Here is a 23,192-nt window from a genome sequence, read left to right as displayed (position 1 = left end):
GCGCGCTCGATATTAGCCAAGTTCGCAAGGACATGCGCAGGGGTCAAGTGTCATCGTCGGACTCACTCTCCCAACGAAAGAGCATCCCGATGCCCGACCGACTGATAACGCAATCACTGCTCGATGCCGTCGAATGCTACTTCGACCTGATGTTCGATAACGACGTCTCGCATTTCGATCAGGTATTTGCCGGAAGTGCACAACTGCATGGACTGCGCGCCGGCAGCCTACGTTTGCTGCCGGCCGCAGACTACAAGGCGATGCTGGCCTCTACACCATCGCCAAAGAGCAAGGGCGCGCCGCGCGAGCAGGCGGTGTTGCTGGTGGACTTCGCCGCACCGACCCAGGCGCTGGTCAAGGTTCTCGTTCGGATCGATACGCTCTGGTATTGCGACTACCTGTCCTATCATCACATCGGCGATGCCTGGCTGGTGACCGCGAAGTCGTTTCATATTGCCCGGCGGCTCGAGGCGACCGATCAATAGGCGTCAGGACCCTGCCTGCAGTGCCTTGTCGATCTCGACTTTCAGCACGCGCTCGTAATTTTCCTGCGTGATGCCACCAACCATCTTGTAGGCGATGCGGCCGTCGCGGCCGACGATGAAGGTTTCGGGCACGCCATAGACACCCCATTCGATCGCGGCGCGGCCGTTGCCGTCGACGCCAACGATGCCGAACGGATTGCCGTAACGACCGAGAAAGCGGCGCGCGTTGTCCGGTGCGTCCTTGTAGTTGATGCCGACCAGTTGCAGCCGTTTGTCCTTGCCGAGTTCTGTCAGCAGCGGTGCCTCCTCGTGGCACGGCACGCACCACGATGCCCAGACATTAACGAGACTGACCTTGCCCTTGAAGGCTGCGGGATCGAGACCCGGTACCGGCGCACCGCTATCGGTAAGGCCTTCCAGTGCCGGTAATGTCGTCTGTGGCGCGGCGCGGCCGATCAATGCCGAGGGCAGTTTCGCGGGGTCGGCTCCGAGCCGAAACCAGAACAGCCCTGCGAGCGCGGCAAAGATCAGCAGAGGCAGCGCGAGCATCCAGCGGCGCTTCGGAGTGGCTTGCGTGGTCATGTGAGATCCGTCGCACCACGACCCGAGCGCCGCGCCACGCCGGAGGATTCCAACTCATGCAGCCGCGCGCGGACGCGACGATGATCGATGGCGATCCACACGATGAGGATCAGCACCACCGCTGCGACCAGCGCGTAGGACGTGACGATGAAAGATGCGTAGGGACCAAGCGCCATCACGGGAGTGCCACCGGCTTTGAGGCCTGCAGCATCTGCAGCGCGCGCAGGCGGCGCCGCAGGATCTCGTTACGCATGGCCGCGAGATGCAGCGTGATGAACAGCAGTGAGAATGCCACCGCCATCACCAGCAGGGGAATCAGAAACGACTTGTCGAGCGACGAGCCGCCCATCTTCATCACCGACGCAGGCTGATGCAGCGTATTCCACCAATCGACCGAGAACTTGATGATCGGAATATTGATGGCGCCGACCAAGGTCAGCACCGCCGCGGCGCGCGCCGCCCGCGATGGATCTTCGACGGCGCGCCACAGCGCGATCAGGCCGAGATACATCAGAAACAGAATGAGCACCGAAGTCAGTCGGGCGTCCCATTCCCAATAGGTACCCCACATCGGCCGGCCCCACAGCGACCCCGTGACCAGTGCGAGAAAGGTGAAGGCCGCGCCGATCGGCGCCGCGGATTTGGCGGCGACATCGGCGAGCGGATGCCGCCACACCAGCGTGCCCAGCGATGCCACGCTCATGACCCCCCAGACGAACATCGATAGCCAGGCGTTCGGCACATGGATGAACATGATCTTGACGGTAGCACCCTGCTGGTAGTCATCCGGGGCCATGGCCGACTGATACAGGCCGATTGCGAGCAGAACGCCCGTCACTATCGCCAGCCACGGCAGGATGCGGGTGGCGAGCGACAGGAACCGGGTTGGATTGGCGAGTTCGGTCAGCGTCATGGCATTTCCAATAGTCGCGGCCCTGTCCGCGATCAATGCAACTTATTCTTGTTCAACATAGCTCGCGACGAGTTGACCCAGGTCAATCCAGTGTCTCAGCCTGTCGTGATCCATCCAACTGTCTCAATCCAGTCCATGCCGCAGGCTCGCCGCCGCCGCGAAAGGCCCGATCACGAGGCTCGCCAGCGATAGCGCGCAGAGGATCGAGAATGGCGTCGAGAATGACAACTGTCCGGCGATGGCCGCATTGGAGGCCGCAACGCCGAAAATCAGCACCGGTATCGATAACGGCAACACCAGCACCGCCAGCAAGAGCCCTCCGCGCTGCAGGGTCACCGCCAGCGCAGCCCCGATCATGCCGGTGAAGGTCAGCGCCGGCGTGCCCGCCAACAGCGTCAGGGCGACCGCCAGCGTCGCCGGTCCGTCGAGATTGAGCAGCAGCCCCAGCACTGGCGTCGCGACGATCAGCGGCACGCCCGCGGCCAGCCAGTGCGCAAGAGCCTTGGCGGCGCAGGCGAGTTCCAGTGGCGTCCGGCTCATCAGAATGAGATCCAGCGAGCCATCGTCGTGATCGGCGGTAAACAACCGGTCTAGCGTCAGCAGGCTCGCGAGCAGCGCCCCGAGCCATAGAATCGCCGGCCCCAGTCGTGCCAGCAGCGCTAGATCCGGCCCCAGCGCGAAAGGCATCAGCACGACAACCGTCAGAAAGAACAGCACACCGATCAGCGCCCCGCCGCCGACCCGGACGGCAATACGGATGTCACGGCGAATCAACGCGCCAAGGGCACTCACGCCTCGCCCCCGATGCGCAACTCCCGGGCGGGAATGCCGAGCGGACCATGGGTCGCGGCAATAACCAGCCCGCCCGATGCGAGATGATCTGTCATCAGCCCCGCAAACACTCGCTGGCTGGCGAGATCCAGCGCTGCGGTCGGTTCGTCGAGCAGCCAGATCGGCCGGCGGACGGTCAGCAATCGCGCAATCGACAGCCGGCGACGCTGGCCGGCCGACAAGAAACCCGCGGGCAATGCTGCGGCATGGGAGAGACCTACTGCTGCAATGCACGTGGCTGGATCGGCCGGCGTGCCACCGAGGAAGTCGGCCCAGAAGGTCAGGTTTTCCGTCACCGTCAAAGCCGGCTTCATGGCGTCGCGGTGGCCCAGGTAATGGGCCTGTTCGGCAACGGTCATTTCGCCGTCGCCTCCCTCGAGAGTGATGGAGCCCTCGGCGGGCGCCAGCAGGCCTGCGATCAACCGCAGCAATGAGGTTTTGCCTGCCCCGTTAGGGCCAATGACCGCCACGGCCGTGCCTGCCGTGGCATCGAAATCGAGCCCGGCGAAGACTTCGCGGCCCCCCCGCAGGCATCTCAAATTGCGCCCCGAGAGCCGCATCCTAACCCTTCCATGACCATCTGATTTGGTTCAGAGGTCGCCGCGGCGTTGTTGCATCATTTCGCAGGGCTGCAAACGATTGTCGATATGGCAGCGGTTCTAGAAAGATTCTATAAGTCGGAACTTGATGCAGCACACAATCGGCGCCTGCAAGCAAACCGGCCTTCTCCGCCGACGGTGTCTCGGTACCATTTTCCGGGTATCGGTCAACTGAATTGGGACCCCTTCACATGACCTCGCTCGACAGTTTCAGGTGCCAAAAAACCCTCAAGGTGGGCGCTAAAACTTACGTGTACTACAGCCTGCCGCTCGCTGAGAAAAACGGTCTGACGGGCATTTCGAAGCTGCCGTATTCGATGAAGGTCCTGCTCGAGAATCTGCTGCGCAACGAGGACGGCCGCAGCGTCAAGAAGGAAGACATCGTTGCTTTCTCGAAATGGCTGAAGAAGCGCAAGCTTGAGCACGAAATCTCGTTCCGCCCTGCGCGCGTGCTGATGCAGGACTTCACTGGCGTCCCCGCGGTAGTCGATCTTGCTGCCATGCGCAACGCGATGCAGGCGCTGAAGGGCGATCCCAAGAAGATCAACCCGCTGGTCCCGGTCGATCTGGTCATCGACCACTCGGTGATCGTGAACTTCTTCGGTGACAACAAGGCGTTCGGCAAGAACGTCGCCGAAGAGTACAAGCAGAACAAGGAGCGCTACGAGTTCCTGAAGTGGGGCCAGAGCGCGTTCTCGAATTTCTCCGTCGTGCCGCCCGGCACCGGCATCTGCCACCAGGTCAATCTCGAATATCTCGCCCAGACCGTCTGGACGAAGAAGCAGAAGATGACGGTCGGCAAGAAGACCGGCACCTTCGAGGTCGCCTATCCGGACACGCTGGTCGGCACCGACTCGCACACCACCATGGTCAACGGCCTCGCCGTGCTCGGCTGGGGCGTCGGCGGCATCGAGGCGGAAGCCGCGATGCTAGGCCAGCCGCAGTCGATGCTGCTGCCCGACGTGGTCGGCTTCAAGCTGTCGGGCGCACTCAAGGAAGGCGTCACCGCCACCGACCTCGTGCTCACCGTCACCCAGATGCTGCGCAAGCAGGGCGTCGTCGGCAAGTTCGTGGAATTCTACGGCCCCGGCCTCGACGCCATGTCGGTCGCTGACAAGGCGACAATCGGAAATATGGCGCCGGAATATGGCGCGACCTGCGGCTTCTTCCCGGTCGATGCCGCCACCATCGACTATCTGAAAACTTCGGGCCGCAAATCGGCGCGTGTCGCACTGGTTGCCGCTTATGCCAAGGCGCAGGGCCTGTACCGCACCGCCAAGTCGCCCGATCCGGTGTTCACCGAAACGCTGAAGCTCGATCTCGGCGACGTCGTACCCTCGATGGCCGGCCCGAAGCGTCCGGAAGGCCGCGTCGCACTGCCCGCCATCGCCGAAGGCTTCTCTGCCGCGCTAACCACCGAATACAAGAAGCCGGATAACCACAACGCGCGCTTCCCCGTCGAGGGCAAGAACTTCGATGTCGGCCATGGCGACGTGGTGATCGCTGCCATCACCTCCTGCACCAACACCTCGAATCCGAGCGTGCTGATCGCCGCCGGCCTGCTGGCACGTAACGCCGTGGCCAAGGGCCTCAAGACCAAGCCGTGGGTGAAGACCTCGCTGGCGCCGGGCTCGCAGGTCGTCGCTGAATATCTCGCCAATTCCGGCTTGCAGCTCGACCTCGACAAGATCGGCTTCAACCTCGTCGGCTTCGGCTGCACCACCTGTATCGGCAATTCCGGCCCGCTGCCGCCGGAGATTTCGAAGTCGATCAACGACAACGGCATCGTTGCCGCAGCGGTTCTTTCGGGCAACCGTAACTTCGAGGGTCGCGTCTCGCCGGACGTGCAGGCAAACTATCTCGCCTCGCCGCCGCTGGTCGTCGCGCACGCACTTGCCGGTACGGTGACCAAGAATCTCGCGATCGAGCCGATCGGCGAAGGTAAAGATGGCAAGCCGGTGTTCCTGAAAGACATCTGGCCGACCACGAAGGATATCAACGCCTTCATCAAGAAGTACGTGACGTCGACGATCTTCAAGAAGAAGTACGCAAACGTGTTCGACGGCGACGCCAACTGGCGCAAGATCAAGACGGTCGAGAGCGAGACCTACAAGTGGAACATGGGTTCGACCTATGTGCAGAACCCACCCTACTTCGAAGGCATGAAGAAGGAACCGGAGCCGACCACCGACATCATCGATGCGCGCATCCTGGCTCTGTTCGGCGACAAGATCACTACCGACCACATCTCGCCTGCCGGTTCGATCAAGCTCACCTCACCCGCGGGCAAGTATCTGTCGGAGCACCAGGTGCGCCCGGCCGACTTCAACCAGTACGGCACGCGCCGCGGCAACCACGAAGTGATGATGCGCGGCACCTTTGCCAATATCCGCATCAAGAACTTCATGATGCAGGGTGCTGACGGCAACGTACCGGAAGGCGGCATGACCAAGCACTGGCCCGATGGCGAAGCGATGTCGATCTACGACGCCGCGATGAAGTACCAGGCCGAACAAGTGCCGCTGGTCGTGTTCGGCGGTGCCGAATACGGCAACGGTTCGTCGCGCGACTGGGCTGCAAAGGGCACCCGTCTGCTCGGCGTTCGCGCCGTGATTACCGAAAGCTTCGAACGTATTCATCGATCCAATCTGGTCGGCATGGGCATTCTGCCGCTAACCTTCGAGAACGGCTCATCGTGGAAGAAACTCGGCCTCAAGGGCGACGAGAAGGTCACGATCCGCGGCCTGACCGGCGACATCAAGCCGCGCCAGCAGATGGTGGCGGAAATCGTGTCGGCCGATGGCTCACTCCACAAGGAGACGCTGCTCTGCCGCATCGATACGCTGGACGAGCTCGAATATTACCGCAATGGCGGCATCCTGCATTACGTGCTGCGTCAGCTTGCAGCCTGACGCCCATACGTGGTGTGACGTAGTGCCTCACCGCGAAGTGAGTGGCTAGTGAACAGAAGGCGGCCTATGAAGGGCCGCCTTCTGGCGTTTGAGGGCATGAACGTGTTAGCGACACCAATGTGCGACACCGTCTGTTATGTGTCTCACCTCGAGCGTGGCAAAACCTCATGAAATCCTTTGGTGGCATATCGCAGTGGACTGGCGCGCTCAGCGTGTGCGCCGCCATTGCAGCAAGCGGTAACGCGCTGGCCCAGCCTAGGGCCGTGGTGGAGCTGTTTACCTCGCAAGGTTGCTCGTCCTGCCCGCCTGCAGACAAGATCATCGGCGACCTCGCCAAAGACCCGTCCGTGATCGCATTGAGCATGCCGATCGACTACTGGGACTACCTGGGCTGGAAGGACACGCTGGCCGACTCGCGTTTCAGCGCGCGGCAGAAGGCCTATTCACAGATGCGCGGCGATCGTGACGTCTACACGCCGCAAGTCGTCGTCAACGGCGCCACTCAGGTGATCGGCAGCGATGCCGATCGTATCCAGGGCGCGATCAGCGAAACCAAGAAAGGCACCGTGATGACGGTGCCGGTGTCGATGTCCGTCTCTGGCAAACACGTCAACGTGTCCGTTGCCGCATCGAGCAATGCGCCCGATACAGCGCATGGCGAAGTCTGGATCTGTTCCGTGTCGAAGGCAGTGCCGATCACGGTCGGTCGCGGCGAGAATCGCGGCAAGCAACTGACCTACTACAATGTCGTCCGGAACTGGCTGAAGGTCGGTGACTGGACCGGCAACGCCGCCAACTGGACGCTGCCGCTGGAGAACATCTCCAGGGATGGTGTCGATGCCGCCGTCGTTTATGTGCAAGACGGCACGCGCGACAAGCCCGGCGCGATGCGCGGCGCGGCCTATACGTCGCTACAGTAAGTCTTCAGATTGATAACTTCGGTAGCTGCTGCGCTTACGCGCGGCATGCCTGCATCATTGTGAGCCCTCGGCGAAAACTGGATTCCTTCGTCGCTTCGCCTATCGCAATGACGCTTGATGGTCTCGCAAAAGCATCCACCAAAAAGAAAAGGACCAACTTGCGTTGGCCCAGTGGGGATTAACTTCCTGCGCAGGGTCCGATCCCAACGACCGCGGGGGGCTGGGGGCTGAGGAATCCGAGACCGGAAGAACCGAACCCGACGCAGTATCTTCTTGTCGCAATCCAGAAGGGCGCCCGATGGGCCAAAATTTGGCGGCAATAAGATTCACCTGACGTTCCCGTGACGGGAAATTTCTACCATCAACCCTGCGGATCGGCCCTTGCAGAGGACCGCGGTCGGCGCGATCATGTCGGCGATATGACAGGAGGCGCTGCATGAATGTGATTCCGGGAGATACTGAGCCCACCGAGAATCGCGCGGCGACGGGCTCTGCCGCCGCCGCGCCCGTCGTCAGCTTCAACCGCCTTGAGCTCAGCCGCATCCTCAATCTGTACGGCCGTATGGTCTCCGACGGCGAGTGGCGCGATTACGCCATCGACTTTCTGCGCGACCGCGCGGTGTTCTCGGTGTTCCGCCGCTCGTCGGAAGTGCCGCTCTATCGCATCGAGAAAGATCCGCGGCTGGCGCGCAAGCAGGGCATGTATAGCGTGATTTCGGCCAGCGGCATGATTCTGCGCCGCGGCCAAGAACTCGACCGCGTGCTCCTGGTGATCGATCGCAAGCTGGCGGTGGTGTAATCGATTCGCAGAGCGTCAGGGCAGCGTGCGGGCGCCGTCGCCAAGTGCGAGCTGCATCGAAACGGTATCAAGCCAGCGATCGAACTTGAACCCGACATCGGGATGCACCCCAACCATCTGAAACCCGGCATTGCGATGAACCGCGATGGAGCCGGCATTGGCGCTGTCACCGATCACGGCGACCATCTGGCGGTAGCCGCGGTTCTCGCATTCGGCGATCAGCCGCGCGAGAAGTTTGCCGCCAACGCCTCGCCGTTGGGCTTTCGGATCGAGATAAATCGAATTCTCGACGGTAAAGCGATAGGCCGGTCGCGGGCGATGCGCGCTGGCATAGGCATAGCCGACAACCCGGCCTTCCAGCACAGCCGCGAGATACGGATAGCCCCCGCTCACCATCCCCTCGAAACGCCGCGTCATCTCGGCCAAATCTGGCGGGATCAGTTCGAACGTGGCCGTGCCGAACTGCACCGCCTCGGCATAGATCGCGGTGATCGCGGGCAGATCTGCCGCCGTGGCGGGCCTGATTTCAATATCGGACATGGCGCTGAGACTATTTTTGCTCCACCCAAAAGAAAAGCCCCGGCCTTTCGGCCGGGGCTAAGATCTTCTTGATGTTCTGAAGCTTATTCGCGCTGTCCGAGCAGCTGCAGCAGCAGCGTGAACAGGTTGATGAAGTTCAAGTAGAGCGACAGGGCACCGGTGATCGCCGCGCGCTCGGCGATATCGCCGCCCTGCGAGGCGTAACCGTAGATGTAGTCGTTCTTCAACCGCTGGGTATCGTAGGCTGTGAGGCCTGCGAAGATCAGCACGCCGACAACCGACACAATGAACTGGAGCATCGACGACGCCACGAAGATGTTCACGACGCTCGCGATGATGATGCCGAACAGGCCCATCAGCAGGAACGAGCCCATGCCCGTCATGTCACGCTTGGTGGTGTAGCCGTAGAGGCTCAGCGCACCGAACGAGGCAGCGGTGATGAAGAACACCCGCACGATCGACGTGTGCGTGTATACTAGGAAGATCGACGACAGCGAGATGCCCATCAGAGCCGCGAAGGCCCAGAACAGCAGTTGCGCGGTGGCCGGCTTCAGCCGGTTGATGCCGAACGAGATGGCGAACACCATGACCAGAGGCGCCAGGATGAACACCCATTTCAGCGGGCTCACGAACATCGCATAGCCGAACGGCGTCAGGTAGGAGCTACCGATCCGGGCAGCAGCGCCCGACGGATCGGTCGTGACAGCCGCCATGTACACGCCGAGAGCAGCCAGGCCGGTGATGGCCAGACCGATCGTCATGTAGTTGTAGATGCGCAGCATGTAGGAGCGCAGTCCGGCGTCCACGGCAGCGGCATCGCGCGCGCCGGCCCGGCCGAAGGGGGAAGCATAGTTACGGTCTAGATCCGACATGGTCGAAACCTCGATGTTGTCCGGCTGATCGCAAAGGGTTCGCGTCGCCGGTTCAAATTATATCCCAGATATCTGCGCTTCCTGACACTAAACTCGATTTCATAAAAAATCGACGTCATCTGCACTCGATGTCTGACCCAAAGGGTATGTGGTAAACTAACACATTCGCTGCAAGCTTCCACGCGTGGCGGAATGTCGCTCCGATTTGCATTCAGGCAACCGGGTAAACTTTCAGCCTGACGCAAGCTTGGCGATTTCTCAGTCATTTTGCACGAATCAGCCCGCGCAAAGGCTGCTTCGTGTCAAAACAGGTCACAAATTCCGTAACACGGTGGCAGGCTTCTGGTTCAAGGCTACCAACGTACCCACCAGGCCCAGGCCCACTGTGACAATTAGCGCCGCCAGCACGACGCCAGCCGCGCTGCCAGCCTGCCAGACGAAGCTCAGCGTCATCAGGCGCGTGACGATCAGCCACGCCGCCACCGAGCCGGCGATGACCCCAAACACCGCCGTGGCCAGGCCGATCATCAGATATTCGAGTGCATAGGCACCCAGAAGCCGCGCACGCGTGGCGCCGAGAGTCTTGAGGATAACGGCGTCATAGACGCGATGCCGGTGACCGGCGGCCAGCGCGCCACCGAGCACGAGAATGGCCGAGAGCAGCGTCACCGCGCTGGTACCGCGGATCGCCAGCACGAGATTTGTGACAACCGATCCCACAGTGTCGAGCGCTTCCCGGACCCGGACGGTCGTGATCATTGGGAATGCGTCGGCCACCGCCTTGACCAGACCGGCGTCCTGGGAGGGATCGGACTTCGGTTCGGTCAGCGTGGCAATATGGGTATGCGGCGCACCGCGGAAGGTATTGGGCGAGAACACCAGCACGAAATTGATGCCGAGGCTCTGCCAGTCGACGGACCGCATATTGCCGATCCTGGCGGTGATATCGCGGCCGAGTACATTGACGGTGACCTCGTCGCCGAGCTTGAGCCCGAGCCCGTCGGCCAGCTTCTTCTCGAACGACACCAGTGGCGGCCCGCTATAGTCGGGTGCCCACCATTCGCCCTCGACCAGCTTGGAGCCACGCGGAACCTCGTTGGTGTAACTGAGGCCACGGTCGCTCTGCAGCACCCATTCGGCATCGGATGACGGTTTGAGGTCTTCCGCCTTGACGCCGCGCGCGGCAACGATCCGGCCGCGCAACATCGGCACATCCTCGACGGTCGACTGCGGCTGCTTCTCCTTGAGAAATGCGCTGAAGCGGTCTGCCTCGGTGGAGGGAATGTCGATGAAATAGAACGACGGCGCCTTCTCCGGCAGCGCTGCCATGAACTGCCGGCGCAGATTGCCGTCGATCTGGGTGACGGTCACCAGCACCGTCAGGCCGAGCCCGAGCGACATCACCACCGACGGCGTCAGCGCGCCCGGCCGGTAGATATTGGCAATAGCCAGCCGCAGCATGGTCATGCTCGGCCGCGGTAATTTGCGCGCAAAAGCCATCAATGCGCCGGCGATACCGCGCAGCAAGGCGAACACGACCATCGACGACACCACAAATACGGCAGCGACACGTTTGTCGTAAGCGAGCCCGACCACCACCGCGATCAGTAGCCCGACCACGAGTGCCATCCAGAGCATATAGCGCAGCTTCGGCCGGTGCGATTCCGTCAGTGCCGCATCACGAAACAGCGCCGCAACCGGCACGTCGTGTACGCGCGCCAAGGGCCATAGGCCGAAGGCCAGCGCCGTCAGCAGCCCGTACAGCAACGACAATGCCAGCTCACCGAGATGAAGCGCCGGCACCACCGGCAGCGGCAGCAGCTTGCCGAACAGGCCGACAATGGCAAACGGCAAGGACGCACCGACCACCATACCGATCAGCGAGCCGATCACCGCCAGCACCAGTACCTGGGTGAGGTAGATCGCGAATACGTCGCGGCCAGTCGCGCCAAGCGCTTTCAACGACGCGATGACATCGCGGCGGCGATCAATATGGCTCTTCACGGCATTGGCAACGCCGACGCCGCCGACCAGCAGGGACGCGAGGCCGACCAATGTCAGGAACTGGGTGAATCGCGTGATGGTACGCTCAAGCTGCGGCGACGCGTTGTCGCGCGAACGGATTTCCCAGCCGGCTTGCGGCAATTGGGCACGTGCATCGTCGGCCAGCGCCTTGGCAGCGCGATCGCCGGAAACGGTGTCCGGCAGGCGAACACGGTAGATCCAGCGCACCAGACTGCCGGGCTGCAGAAGCTTGGTGGCGCGCAGAGCGTCCTCACTGGTGAGGAAACGCGGCGCGAAACCGACACCGCCGGCGAGCTTGTCGGGCTCCGCTGAAATTTCGCTGCGAAGCTCGAACGTCGCATTACCGACCGTGAGGCGGTCACCAACCTTTAGGCCTAGCCGGGCCATCAATGTCGTATCCGTCGCGGCGCCATAGGCCCCGTCACGTTCGGCGAGCAGATCGCTCATCGGCATGTCCGGCGCCAGGGTCGCCTTGCCGAGCAAGGGATAGCTGCCATCGACGGCCTTGATCTCAACAAGCGCAAGATTGCCGTCCGGCGCGCGCGCCATGCCGCGCAGCGTTGCGGCAACCGACACTGCACCGCGTGCGCGCAAGAAGGCGAGTTCTTCCGGCTTGGCCTCACGCTGCATCAGCGAGAATGCCACGTCGCCGCCGAGCAGCGTACGGCCTTCGCGCGCCACGCCCTCGCCGAGACTTGCCGCGACCGAACCGACGCCGGCGATGGCCATGACGCCCAGCGCGATGCAGGCGATGAAAACGTAGAAGCCGCGCAGGCCGCTGCGCATCTCGCGGAAAGCGTAACGCAACGCCAGCGACGGGCCTCGGCTGTTAGGAATGGTCTCGGTGATAGTGGTCATCGGATCAGGCCGTCTCGACCCAGTTGCGCTCGGTGGCGGGCCCATCGATCCGACCGGAACGTAATCGCACCACGCGATCGCAGCGATGCGCCAGCGTATTGTCGTGCGTCACCAGCACCAGCGTCATGCCGCGCTGCGCGTGCTGCGCGAACAAGAGATCGACGATCTGGCCGCCAGTGGATTCGTCGAGATTGCCAGTCGGCTCGTCGGCGACCAGGATCGCGGGATCCGGCGCCAATGCGCGCGCCAGCGCGACGCGCTGCTGTTCGCCACCAGAAAGCTGGGTCGGATAGTGATGCAGACGGGCGCCGAGACCGACCGCTTCCAGCTCGCGCGCCGCACGGCCGGCTGGGTCGGGATGACCTGCCAGCTCCAGCGGTACCGCGACATTCTCCAGCGCCGTCATGGTCGGGATCAGGTGAAAGGACTGGAAGACGATGCCGACATGACGGCCACGAAACCGCGCCAATCCGTCCTCATCGAGATCATTGAAAGAGGTGCCATTGACCACCACCTGACCGGAGTCAGGACGCTCCAGCCCCGCCATCACCATCAGCAGCGTGGACTTGCCGGAGCCCGACGGGCCAATCAGCCCGATCGCTTCACCCGATCCGACGCGCAGGCTGATATCCTTGAGGATATGCACCCGCGCGGCGCCGGTGCCGAGCGAGAGGTTGATGTTAGAGATTGAAATGGTGTCCGGCGAAACGCCGGCCGATGATGAGGCTTCAATGAAAGTATCCATGCGAGCTTCATATGGCACTTCGTTTGCGGCGGTCGAGGGGCTGCTGCGCACGTTTATGTGGCTGGTCGTCGCCGGGCTGACGGTCGCACTTCCGATCCCCACCGCTACGGCGCAGACGGCCGCCACCGGCACGGCCAAGCCCGTCAAACTGGTCGTGCTCGGGGACTCCCTGAGTGCAGGTTATGGCCTGCCGGCGGCAGCCGCGTTTCCGGCCCGGCTACAAAAGGCCCTGAAGGACAAGGGGATAGAGGTCGAGATGATCAATGCCGGTGTATCCGGGGATACCACTTCGGGCGGCCTCGGGCGGCTCGACTGGTCGGTGCCCGAGGGGACGCAGGGCGTGATCGTCGAACTCGGCGCCAACGACGCGCTGCGCGGCACCGATCCGAAGGTCCCGCGTGCGGCACTCACCGAGATTCTGACGCGGCTGAAGGCCCGCAACATCGCCGTGCTTCTCTGCGGCATGGTGGCACCGCCGAACTACGGCGCCGACTATGCGGAAAAGTTCAATTCGATCTATCCGGATCTCGCCAAGCAATTTGGCGTGCCGCTCTATTCGTTCTTTCTCGAAGGCGTCGCCGGGGACAGCAAGCTCAACCAGGCCGACGCGATGCATCCGACAGCGGAGGGCGTGGACATCGTCGTGAAAAACATCCTGCCCAGCGTCGAGGCATTTGTCGGCACGATCGCTGGGCAACGCAGTTGAGAAACAGGCAGCCTCAACCTTAATGACGGTTTTTCACGGAACCTTCATGCACCGAGCGCGGCATCTGCTTCGCAGAGTCACAGAAGTCGGATAAAAAAAGACATCGGTGATTCGTCACCGGCTCGTTTGTTCGGGCATGATTTTCGCCGAGGGGTGCGGGCGTGCGTAAGCACACCGTAGTCAGCACCTTTCGGCGAAAATCGCGCCCCGGCAAAGAGGAGCTGACTATGCCGCGTTTGTTCGCCGGACTGGAGATACCAGCCGAGATCGGCCAGACATTGGCCAATTTGCGTGGCGGCCTGCCAGGCGCACGCTGGATCGATCCCGAAAATTATCATGTCACGCTTCGCTTCATCGGCGACATCGATGGCGTTTCCGCCAACGAAATCGCCGATCTGATGTCGCGCGTGGAACGCCGCCCCTTCGAGGTCGCGGTGCGCGGCCTGTCGAGCTTCGGCGGCAAGAAGCCCCGCGCTGTCGTCGCCTCGGTTGATCCGAGCCGTCCGCTGCTTGAACTGCAATCCGAACTGGAACGGCTGGTCCGCCGCTGCGGGCTCGAGCCCGAGGGCCGGAAATTCACGCCGCATGTCACGCTGGCCCGATTGCGCGACTCCTGCGACCGCGACGTCGCCGACTATCTTTCGGTGCGGGGCTACTTCCCGACGAAGATCTTCACCGCCTCGCGCTTCGTGCTGTTCTCCTCGCGGGCATCCACGGGCGGCGGCCCTTATCTGGTCGAGGATTCCTACGCGCTCTGCGCATGAGCGCATATCCGCTTCGACCAATTCGCATCTTGCATTTTCCGGGCGCATGGGGCCGTTAGGGCCCCATGTCGTCCAGCCCTCCTCAATCCTTCCGCGAACAATATCAAGCCCTCGTTGCCTCCGGCGCCATCGAGGCTGACCCGGCGCAGGCCGGCGCCGTCGAGGCCATCGCGGCGCTCGACGTTGCGCTGTTCACTTATAAGCCACCGCGCAAGCAGGGCTTCTTTGGACGCCTGTTCGGCGACAAGGATATGCAACCGCCGCGCGGTCTCTACGTCCATGGCGAGGTCGGCCGCGGCAAGACCATGCTGATGGACCTGTTCTTCGAAGCCAGCACAGTCACGCACAAGCGTCGCGCTCATTTCCATGAGTTCATGGCCGACACCCATGAGCGCATCTATAATTTTCGCCAGAAAATCGCGAGCGGCGAGCTCCCCGACGGCGATGTCATCGCGCTGACGGCGAATTCGATCTTCGACGAAGCCTGGCTCCTCTGCTTCGACGAATTTCACGTCACCGATATCGCCGATGCGATGATCCTCGGCCGACTATTCGCACGGCTGTTCGAACTCGGCACCGTCGTCTTCGCGACGTCAAACGTCGAACCCGTCAATCTCTACAAAGGCGGTCTCAACCGCGCGCTGTTTTTGCCGTTCATCAAACAGATCGAAGATCATATGGAAGTGCGCAAACTGGATTCGCGCACAGACTATCGATTGGAAAAGCTGGCCGGCGTAAAGAGCTGGCTGGTGCCGGACGATGATGCAGCAAAGGCCGCGCTCGACAAGGCCTGGGCAAAGCTCACGGGCGGCGCACCGGCAAGGTCGCGTGATATCTCGATCAAGGGCCGCACGCTGCGTGTTCCCCTGGAAGCGCAGGGCGTGGCCCGGTTTTCATTTGGCGACCTCTGCGAGAAGCCGCTTGGCGCGTCAGACTATCTGAAACTGGCGCACGACTATCACACGCTGTTCATCGAACATATTCCGATGATGGACTACGGCGACCGCAACGCCGCCAAACGCTTCATCGCACTCATCGACACGCTCTATGACAATGCCGTGAAGCTGATGGCCTCGGCGGCCGGCGAACCGCACGCGCTGTATCAGGCCAGCGAAGGTTTCGAGGCAATGGAATTCGCGCGGACCGCGTCGCGGCTGTTCGAGATGGGTTCAGAAACATATCTGGCCCTGCCCCATGGCCGCAGCGATTCCACGGCGTCAGGCGCCACCACGGGCCTTGTCGAAACCTGACGCGCGCGATTGGATCGATATCAAAGCGGAATCGGTACTTTCGCGAGCGATTCCAATTTCCGGTTTGCTCATAATAATTTGCATTGCAGGCCGGCGCTCGACAATTGGGCAGGCCCCGACTTGAACGGTGTCCGCGAAAGGGATAACCAGCCTGTCAGCATTTCCTGCTCCCTCCCTACCCCTTCGGGCTTAAAGGATAGATTTCCCATGGCGCGTAACAAAATCGCATTGATTGGTTCTGGTCAGATCGGCGGAACACTTGCTCACCTCGTCGGCCTGAAAGAACTCGGCGACGTCGTGATGTTCGACATTGCGGAAGGTGTGCCGCAGGGCAAATCGCTCGATCTCGCGCAGTCCTCACCGGTCGACGGCTTTGACTCCAAGCTGACCGGCGCCAACTCCTATGAGGCGATCGAAGGTTCGGACGTCATCATCGTCACCGCCGGCGTGCCGCGCAAGCCGGGCATGAGCCGCGACGACTTGCTCTCGATCAACCTCAAGGTGATGGAGCAGGTTGGCGCAGGCATCAAGAAGTACGCCCCGAATGCCTTCGTGATCTGTATTACCAATCCGCTCGATGCGATGGTCTGGGCGCTGCAGAAGGCCTGCGGTCTTCCGGCGAACAAGGTCGTCGGCATGGCCGGCGTGCTGGACTCGGCGCGCTTTCGCTACTTCCTGGCCGATGAATTCAATGTGTCGGTCGAAGACGTCACCGCTTTCGTGCTCGGTGGCCACGGCGACACCATGGTTCCGCTGGTCAAGTATTCGACCGTTGCCGGCATCCCGCTGCCCGACCTCGTGAAGATGGGCTGGACCTCGCAGGCTCGCATCGACGAAATCGTCGACCGCACCCGTAACGGCGGCGCCGAGATCGTCAACCTGCTGAAGACCGGTTCGGCCTTCTACGCTCCGGCCGCTTCGGCCATCGCGATGGCCGAGAGCTACCTCAAGGACAAGAAGCGCGTCCTGCCCTGCGCCGTGCACCTGAACGGTGAATACGGCGTCAAGGACATGTATGTCGGCGTTCCCGTCGTGATCGGCGCCAAGGGTGTCGAGCGCATCGTCGAGATCGAACTCGCCGGCAAGGACAAGGAAGGCTTCGACAAGTCGGTGGCTTCGGTGGTCGGCCTGATGGACGCCTGCAAGAAGATCGCACCCGATCTGCTCGGCTAAGATCAAGCTCACTTCACCGGCACCCTAGGGGTGCCGGTTTTGCATTTGACGACATTGGCAAACACTGCAACGAACCCCTCAGCCAATTCGTCCGTCACGCGGAATTATCGTCGGCTTTGACTTGCAGCATGCTTGGTATACGGTATGCCAGTTCAAAGAAAATGACGTGAATTCCAAGTTCACCATCCGGGGTTCGGGAGCAACTTATGAATATCCATGAATATCAGGCGAAGGCCGTGCTGAAGGAATTCGGCGTGCCCGTTTCCAAGGGCGTGCCCATCCTCAAGGCCGAGGAAGCGGAAGCTGCCGCCAAGCAGCTCGGCGGTCCGTTGTGGGTGGTGAAGAGCCAGATCCACGCCGGCGGCCGCGGCAAGGGCAAGTTCAAGGAAGCATCGGCCGGCGACAAGGGCGGCGTCCGCCTCGCCAAGTCGATCGACGAGACCAAGCAGTTCGTCAAGGAAATGCTCGGCGCGACCCTCGTGACCGAACAGACCGGCCCGGCGGGCAAGCAGGTCAACCGGATCTATCTGGAAGACGGTTCGGACATCGAAAAGGAATTCTACCTCTCGCTGCTCGTCGACCGTGAAACCTCGCGCGTTGCTTTCGTCGTTTCGACCGAAGGCGGCATGAACATCGAGGAAGTCGCGCACAACACCCCGGACAAGATCGTGACCTTCTCGGTCGATCCGGCCACCGGCGTGATGGGCCACCACGGCCGCACCGTGGCTCAGGCGCTGGGCCTCAAGGGCGATCTCGCCAAGCAGGCCGAAAAACTGGTGTCGCAGCTCTACACTGCGTTCATCGCCAAGGACATGGACATGCTGGAGATCAATCCGCTGATCATCTCCAAGCAGGGCGAGCTGAAGTGCCTCGATGCCAAGATGTCGTTCGACTCGAACGCGCTGTATCGTCACCCGGAAATCGTCGCGCTGCGCGACACCACGGAAGAGGACGCGAAGGAAATCGAGGCATCGAAGTATGACCTCGCTTACATCGCGCTCGACGGCACCATCGGCTGCATGGTCAACGGCGCGGGCCTCGCAATGGCTACGCTCGACATCATCAAGCTCTATGGCGAAAGCCCGGCCAACTTCCTCGACGTCGGTGGCGGTGCTTCCGAGGAGAAGGTGACCGCAGCGTTCAAGATCATCACTGCCGATCCGAACGTGAAGGGCATCCTGGTCAACATCTTCGGCGGCATCATGAAGTGCGATGTCATCGCTGCCGGCGTTGTCGCCGCAGTGAAGGCTGTCGGCCTCCAGGTGCCACTGGTTGTCCGCCTCGAAGGTACCAATGTCGAGGAAGGCAAGAAGATCATCCGTGAATCCGGTCTCAACGTTCTGCCCGCCGACGATCTCGACGACGCCGCTCAGAAGATCGTCAACGCCGTGAAGGGAAAGTAAGCCGATGTCCGTCCTGATCGACAAGAACACCAAGGTCATCTGCCAGGGCTTTACCGGCAAGAACGGCACCTTCCACTCCGAACAGGCGATTGCCTACGGCACCAAGATGGTCGGCGGCACTTCGCCGGGCAAAGGCGGCTCGACGCATATCGGCCTGCCGGTGTTCGACACCGTGGCCGAAGCCCGCGACAAGACCGGCGCCGATGCGTCGGTGATCTATGTGCCGCCGCCGGGTGCTGCGGACGCGATCTGCGAAGCCATCGACGCGGAAATCCCGCTGATCGTCTGCATCACCGAAGGCATTCCGGTGCTCGACATGGTGCGCGTCAAGCGTTCGCTGTCCGGCTCCAAGTCACGCCTCATCGGGCCGAACTGCCCGGGCGTCGTCACCGCCGGTGAATCGAAGATCGGCATCATGCCGGCCAACATCTTCAAGCCCGGCAGCGTCGGCATCCTGTCGCGCTCCGGCACGCTGACCTATGAAGCCGTGTTCCAGACCACCCAGGCCGGCCTCGGCCAGAGCTCGGCGGTTGGCATCGGCGGCGATCCGGTCAAGGGCACCGAATTCATCGACGTGCTCGAGATGTTCCTGGCCGACCCCAAGACCACCTCGATCATCATGATCGGCGAAATCGGTGGTTCGGCGGAAGAGGACGCGGCACAGTTCATCAAGGACGAAGCCAAGCGCGGCCGCAAGAAGCCGATGGTCGGCTTCATCGGCGGCGTCACCGCACCTCCCGGCCGTCGCATGGGTCATGCCGGCGCCATCGTGTCGGGCGGCAAGGGCGACGCCCAGTCGAAGATCGCAGCCATGGAAGCCGCCGGCATCCGCGTCTCGCCATCGCCCGCGCGCCTCGGCACCACGCTGGTGGATGTGCTGAAGGGCTAAGCTGAGCTCGAGGAGTTGAGAATAAGAAAGGCCCGCTCGCGAGAGCGGGCCTTTTGTTTTGACACTTTGACTGTCATCGCCCGGTCCAAGTGCGCGCTCGGCCGGGCGAGGACACTGGAGTTCTACGCCGCCTGCGCCTGCTTCTCGCCAACCAGCGGCAAACCTTCCTCGATTGGATACTTCGTATCGCGCGACCATTCGTTCCACGAACCAAAATACATCCGGACATCAGCCACGCCTGCGTTCTTCAGCGCGAGAAACGTGTTCGACGCCCGCGCACCCTTGAAGCAGTAGAGATACACCGTGGTCGACGGCGTGATGCCGACGGTCGCGCATTCGGCGAGGATCTCGTTCTTCGACTTGAAGCGCGGTCCTTCCGATGTCGGTTTCATCATGCGGTACCACTCGATCCAGACCGCACCGGGGATGCGGCCCATGCGCGGGCAGAAATCCTTGCCGTAAGGCGACGAGCTTTCGCCGATCCATTCATCGACATCGCGCACGTCGAGGATGGCGATCGACGGATTGCCGAGCGCGCCCTGCATAGTGCCCGCATCGATCAGGATCGAACCGGCTTCCGGCTTGATAACGAAGGATGCTGTTGTCGGCGTCGGAACATCCGTGGTGGTCGGCAGGCCCTTCATGGTCCAGGCTTCAAAGCCGCCATGCAGGACCTTGATCTTGGGATAGCCAAGAAACTCCAGCAGGAAGTAGCCGCGGCAGGACTGGCCGAAGCCCGAATTCATCGACTGTTCGTAGATCACCGCAGTCTCGTTGCCGGACAGGCCGGCACCGCCGAAGGCCGCAGCGAACTTCTTCTTCAACTCGTCCATACCTTCGGGCGTCGAGGTGGCGAGGAACGTAAAGATCTCATGGAGATTGACGGCGCCGGGGATATGCCCGGCCGCATAGGCGTCGGGATTGCGCGTGTCGATGATGACACAAGGTTCTGACTTCATGAACGTGACGAGGTCGTCTGCGGAAATGAGAACTTCAGCCATTGAAAGCCTCCACTGTGTTGAACCGTCGTTGTTGAGTCGTTTGTGCTGGATCGCCTGTCGTTTCACCGTGACTTAAGTCAATTCGCTTTCCGTTCGCGTGATCGGGATCATTTGCATGATCGGGATCACGCCCCGCCCTGGTCTCCCTGATATTCGCGCGCATTGTCTGCGAGCATTTTTCTGAGCTGCTTGGTGGCGGGGGTGACGATCGCCACGAAATAGGCTTCGCGCAGTCGGCGCTGGGCGCGGTGCGATTTGAGATAGCCGCGCGCGCCACAATGCAGCATCGCTGCATGGGCTGCGGCGACGGCGGCGTCGCCGGCGCGCAGACGCAGTTCGACGACGCTACGCCAATAGGCATTGCTCGTGTCAAAGGGTGTGGCGGCGAGCATCATCGTCTCGGCCTCCATTTTCGCGAGAAGCCCGGCGAAATCCTCGGGCTGCTGCGGCAGGAAGCAATTGACGTGGGCGAGCGACGGCTTGACGCTATGCATGATAGCAACGCAATCGCGCACCAGCCCGAGGCCCATGCCCATCTGCATCAGGATGAACCCGGCGCGAATTCTCTTCACGAAAGGCATCGCCGGCGCCGCGAGCACCTGATCGTCTGGAATGAAGACGTCGCGAAATTGCACGGCGTAGGTGCCGGTGCCATCCATCGCGAGGAACGGCTTGCATGGCGTCAGCGAGAGATTCTCGTCGGCGCATTCGGCGAGGAACATCACCTTCTCGCCGGAGCCGTCATCGAGTTCGAAGATGGTGCCGAACATATGGTCGGGGCCGAGATTCGACACCCATGGCAGCGCACCGCGCACGATATAGCCGCCATCCGTGCGGCGACCTTTCAGCTTGAGCTTCTCGATGCCAAAGAAGCTCTTCATCGGATTGGAGAGGCCGGTGCCGCCGAGCAGTTTGCCGCTTGCGGCATCGCTCAGATACTTCGCCTTCAGCGCGGCGTTGTCGGAGTTGAGAATGTACCAGACCAGCGTGTTCTGGCACCACGCCATGAAGGCCGTGGAGCCGCAGGTCTCGCCGATGGTGGTGATGCCCGCGATGGTTTCACCGAGATCAGCATGTGCGGACCAGGCACCGACCTCCCCGAGACGGCGCAGCGCCCGATCGGGATAGATCGTGCCTTCATCGATCTCCAAAGCGATCGGTGAAAGATCCGTGCGCGCGACGGCGGCCATTCGTTCGACAAGCGACGGCGTGTCATCCGTCACCTCAACATCATCCGATTTCCGCAGCACTGCCGTCGTGGTCATGTCGATCTCCGTCACGCGCAAGGAAGAGAGAAGTTGCGGCCGCATCGCTGCGACCGCGCGACCTCACATTCAGGCAGAGACTTCGAGATTGACCGGACGCGTGAAGGTGTTGGCGACGGGCGACCACTTCTTGACATGATCGATCAGCGCATCGATCTCGGCCTGCGGAACGCCTTCGCATTCCATGTCGACCTTGATACGCACATCGGTAAAACCGACCGGCTTCTCGCTGATATCGCCGGTGCCCCAGACAGCTGTGATGTTGAGATCGCCTTCGAGCTGCAGTTCGAGTTTGTTGACGGTCCAGCCACGATGCACGGCATTGGCGTGCAGACCGACGGCGATGCAGGAGCCAAGCGCCGCCAATGACGCCTCTGACGGATTCGGCGCAGTGTCGTCGCCGAGCAGCGCCGGCGGCTCATCGACGATGTAAGGCGGCAGGTTGCGGATGTAGTTGGCGTGGCGGAACTTGCCCTCGGCCACCGTCTTGCACTTCAGCGTCTTGATGACATTGGGATTGGCTTTGCCGTTGGCGATCAGCTGTTCGAGCCCGCCTTTGTCGATCGGCGCAAGGCAGCCGGTCAGGGCGGTTTTGGCGGCAACAGCAGTCATTTGGTTTCTCCCTTGGACAATGGATAGATACAGAACGTTCTGTAGCTTTGCAGAAAGCATGCCAGTGAGCGCGAAGCCTGAAAGCACGGCGATATCAGTTGGTTGGGTGAATGGCGCAAAATAGGTCGACGGCCAGACTGCCGCTTAACGCGCCAAGCCGGCGTTTGCCCGCTCGAATATTGGTCAGGAACCGATGATCGCTTGCACGTCGCGCGCGGCATGACATATGACAGGGCATGACCGATGCGATGCCGCAGGCCGTCGAAAGCAGTGTTCCGCAGGTGACGCCGCGCGAGCGGCTGATGGTCGCGGCGACAAGGCTGTTCTGCAAAAATGGCATCAATGCCACCGGTATCGACGCCATCGTCAGCGAGGCCGGCACGGCCAAAACCACGCTCTACAAGAACTTCAAATCCAAGGACGATCTGGTCGACGCCGTGCTCGGGGCTGAGAGCGAGACCTGGCGCGGCTGGTTCATTGCGGCCGTGGAACGCGCCAAAACCCCGCGCGAAAAGCTGGATTCGATCTTCCCCGCGCTGAAGAGCTGGTTTGCCGAAGAGACCTATTATGGCTGTGTTTTCATCAATGCAGTCGGCGAGCACGCCAAGGACGAGACCCGGCTGCGCGACATCACGATCCGGCATAAATCATTCATTCTCAAGCACATCTCCGGACTGGCCGAGGCCGCCGGCGCCAAGAAGCCGGACTTTCTCGCGCACCAGATCGGCCTCTTGATGGACGGCGCCATCGTCGCCGCCATGGTGACCCGCGATCCGACCGTGGCAGACGCCGCCGGCATGGCCGCCAATGCCCTGCTCGACGAGGCCTGCGGACCGCCCAAAATCCGCCGCACCCGACGCGCCGGACTGCAAGGCGGCGCCGCCGCTTTGGCCAAGGAAGACCTCAGTGTCGTCGACTGAAATCAGCGGACAAAATCTCGCGCACAAAGAATTGACGAAATATTCAGTTCTTCGTGCTTTTCAGGGCGCACATTCGGATTAAATAGGGTAGAAGCTCGCTCGACTTTAGGATGGTCCGGCAACCGGAT

At 61.8% G+C, this 23,192-nt stretch carries 23 protein-coding genes; 11 read left to right on the top strand and 12 right to left on the bottom strand.

What is annotated here, in order from left to right; all coding sequences use genetic code 11:
* Positions 1–89: 89 nt before the first annotated feature.
* Positions 90–485, top strand: coding sequence for a nuclear transport factor 2 family protein (locus AB8A23_RS05845; RefSeq protein WP_439060164.1), 396 nt, complete (start codon positions 90–92; stop codon positions 483–485).
* A 3-nt stretch (positions 486–488) separates the two neighbouring features.
* Here AB8A23_RS05845 and AB8A23_RS05840 read toward each other — a convergent pair whose 3' ends face one another.
* From AB8A23_RS05840 to ccmA, 5 genes are all read right to left on the bottom strand, one after another.
* Positions 489–1,067 carry a DsbE family thiol:disulfide interchange protein gene (locus AB8A23_RS05840; RefSeq protein WP_439060165.1) on the bottom strand — a complete coding sequence of 193 codons (579 nt, stop codon included), beginning with the start codon at positions 1,065–1,067 and terminating at the stop codon, positions 489–491.
* The gene (gene ccmD / locus AB8A23_RS05835; RefSeq protein ID WP_068730071.1) at positions 1,064–1,243 is read right to left on the bottom strand and encodes a heme exporter protein CcmD; all 180 of its coding nucleotides are present in this window, start codon (positions 1,241–1,243) and stop codon (positions 1,064–1,066) included. The genes AB8A23_RS05840 and ccmD overlap by 4 nt, the downstream gene beginning before the upstream one ends.
* Positions 1,243–1,980 (bottom strand): heme ABC transporter permease, encoded by a 738-nt coding sequence (locus AB8A23_RS05830; protein WP_439060166.1) that lies wholly within the window; start codon positions 1,978–1,980, stop codon positions 1,243–1,245. Before AB8A23_RS05830 ends, ccmD begins: the two co-directional genes overlap by 1 nt.
* 123 nt (positions 1,981–2,103) lie before the next feature.
* On the bottom strand, positions 2,104–2,772 hold the full coding sequence (ccmB, locus tag AB8A23_RS05825; protein ID WP_089263299.1) for a heme exporter protein CcmB: 669 nt from the start codon (positions 2,770–2,772) through the stop codon (positions 2,104–2,106).
* Entirely contained in the window at positions 2,769–3,371 is a 603-nt protein-coding gene (ccmA, locus tag AB8A23_RS05820; RefSeq protein WP_120287613.1) for a heme ABC exporter ATP-binding protein CcmA, read from the bottom strand. Before ccmA ends, ccmB begins: the two co-directional genes overlap by 4 nt.
* Positions 3,372–3,601: 230 nt before the next feature.
* On the opposite strand from ccmA, the gene acnA reads away from it, so the two are divergent.
* From acnA to AB8A23_RS05805, 3 genes are all read left to right on the top strand, one after another.
* Complete coding sequence (acnA, locus tag AB8A23_RS05815) at positions 3,602–6,322, top strand: aconitate hydratase AcnA (RefSeq protein WP_439060167.1); 2,721 nt, start codon at positions 3,602–3,604, stop codon at positions 6,320–6,322.
* A gap of 167 nt (positions 6,323–6,489) precedes the next feature.
* Entirely contained in the window at positions 6,490–7,242 is a 753-nt protein-coding gene (locus AB8A23_RS05810; RefSeq protein WP_439060168.1) for a DUF1223 domain-containing protein, read from the top strand.
* A 436-nt stretch (positions 7,243–7,678) separates the two neighbouring features.
* Positions 7,679–8,041 carry a DUF2794 domain-containing protein gene (locus tag AB8A23_RS05805; RefSeq protein ID WP_089263291.1) on the top strand — a complete coding sequence of 121 codons (363 nt, stop codon included), beginning with the start codon at positions 7,679–7,681 and terminating at the stop codon, positions 8,039–8,041.
* A 15-nt stretch (positions 8,042–8,056) separates the two neighbouring features.
* On the opposite strand, the gene AB8A23_RS05800 is transcribed toward AB8A23_RS05805, so the two are convergent.
* The 4 genes from AB8A23_RS05800 to AB8A23_RS05785 form a co-directional block, all read right to left on the bottom strand.
* The gene (locus AB8A23_RS05800) at positions 8,057–8,581 is read right to left on the bottom strand and encodes a GNAT family N-acetyltransferase (protein WP_439060169.1); all 525 of its coding nucleotides are present in this window, start codon (positions 8,579–8,581) and stop codon (positions 8,057–8,059) included.
* An 83-nt stretch (positions 8,582–8,664) separates the two neighbouring features.
* Positions 8,665–9,453 (bottom strand): Bax inhibitor-1/YccA family protein, encoded by a 789-nt coding sequence (locus tag AB8A23_RS05795; RefSeq protein ID WP_089263288.1) that lies wholly within the window; start codon positions 9,451–9,453, stop codon positions 8,665–8,667.
* A 312-nt stretch (positions 9,454–9,765) separates the two neighbouring features.
* A complete protein-coding gene (locus AB8A23_RS05790) occupies positions 9,766–12,336 on the bottom strand; it encodes an ABC transporter permease (protein WP_439060170.1) in 2,571 nt (856 codons plus the stop codon).
* A gap of 4 nt (positions 12,337–12,340) precedes the next feature.
* Positions 12,341–13,081 (bottom strand): ABC transporter ATP-binding protein, encoded by a 741-nt coding sequence (locus tag AB8A23_RS05785; RefSeq protein ID WP_089263284.1) that lies wholly within the window; start codon positions 13,079–13,081, stop codon positions 12,341–12,343.
* Here AB8A23_RS05785 and AB8A23_RS05780 point away from each other — a divergent pair.
* From AB8A23_RS05780 to sucD, 6 genes are all read left to right on the top strand, one after another.
* Positions 13,080–13,787, top strand: coding sequence for an arylesterase (locus AB8A23_RS05780; protein WP_439060171.1), 708 nt, complete (start codon positions 13,080–13,082; stop codon positions 13,785–13,787). The genes AB8A23_RS05785 and AB8A23_RS05780 overlap by 2 nt on opposite strands.
* A 227-nt stretch (positions 13,788–14,014) precedes the next feature.
* Positions 14,015–14,551, top strand: a complete 537-nt coding sequence (gene thpR / locus AB8A23_RS05775) for an RNA 2',3'-cyclic phosphodiesterase (protein ID WP_231078692.1) — start codon at positions 14,015–14,017, stop codon at positions 14,549–14,551.
* A gap of 65 nt (positions 14,552–14,616) precedes the next feature.
* Positions 14,617–15,801: a cell division protein ZapE gene (gene zapE / locus AB8A23_RS05770; RefSeq protein WP_439060172.1), complete on the top strand. Its 1,185-nt coding sequence runs from the start codon at positions 14,617–14,619 to the stop codon at positions 15,799–15,801.
* Positions 15,802–16,008: 207 nt separating this feature from the next.
* Entirely contained in the window at positions 16,009–16,974 is a 966-nt protein-coding gene (gene mdh / locus AB8A23_RS05765; protein WP_184512450.1) for a malate dehydrogenase, read from the top strand.
* Positions 16,975–17,180: 206 nt separating this feature from the next.
* Positions 17,181–18,377, top strand: a complete 1,197-nt coding sequence (sucC, locus tag AB8A23_RS05760; protein WP_089263274.1) for an ADP-forming succinate--CoA ligase subunit beta — start codon at positions 17,181–17,183, stop codon at positions 18,375–18,377.
* Positions 18,378–18,381: 4 nt separating this feature from the next.
* Complete coding sequence (gene sucD, locus AB8A23_RS05755; RefSeq protein ID WP_093757749.1) at positions 18,382–19,266, top strand: succinate--CoA ligase subunit alpha; 885 nt, start codon at positions 18,382–18,384, stop codon at positions 19,264–19,266.
* A 122-nt stretch (positions 19,267–19,388) separates the two neighbouring features.
* Here the strand turns inward: sucD and AB8A23_RS05750 are convergent, their stop codons facing one another.
* From AB8A23_RS05750 to AB8A23_RS05740, 3 genes are all read right to left on the bottom strand, one after another.
* On the bottom strand, positions 19,389–20,267 hold the full coding sequence (locus tag AB8A23_RS05750; RefSeq protein ID WP_309941730.1) for a sulfurtransferase: 879 nt from the start codon (positions 20,265–20,267) through the stop codon (positions 19,389–19,391).
* 125 nt (positions 20,268–20,392) lie between these two features.
* On the bottom strand, positions 20,393–21,532 hold the full coding sequence (locus AB8A23_RS05745) for an acyl-CoA dehydrogenase family protein (protein WP_158596731.1): 1,140 nt from the start codon (positions 21,530–21,532) through the stop codon (positions 20,393–20,395).
* Positions 21,533–21,601: 69 nt separating this feature from the next.
* A complete protein-coding gene (locus tag AB8A23_RS05740; protein ID WP_120287621.1) occupies positions 21,602–22,144 on the bottom strand; it encodes an OsmC family protein in 543 nt (180 codons plus the stop codon).
* Positions 22,145–22,380: 236 nt separating this feature from the next.
* Here AB8A23_RS05740 and AB8A23_RS05735 point away from each other — a divergent pair, with 236 nt between their 5' ends.
* The gene (locus AB8A23_RS05735; protein ID WP_439060174.1) at positions 22,381–23,064 is read left to right on the top strand and encodes a TetR/AcrR family transcriptional regulator; all 684 of its coding nucleotides are present in this window, start codon (positions 22,381–22,383) and stop codon (positions 23,062–23,064) included.
* Positions 23,065–23,192: the final 128 nt, after the last annotated feature.

Origin of the sequence: Tardiphaga sp. 619_E2_N8_4 (genome assembly GCF_051810905.1) — a bacterium.
GTDB lineage: Bacteria > Pseudomonadota > Alphaproteobacteria > Rhizobiales > Xanthobacteraceae > Tardiphaga > Tardiphaga robiniae.
Note: the sequence above shows the minus strand (reverse complement) of the source record. Positions and strands in the feature narration are given on the sequence as shown.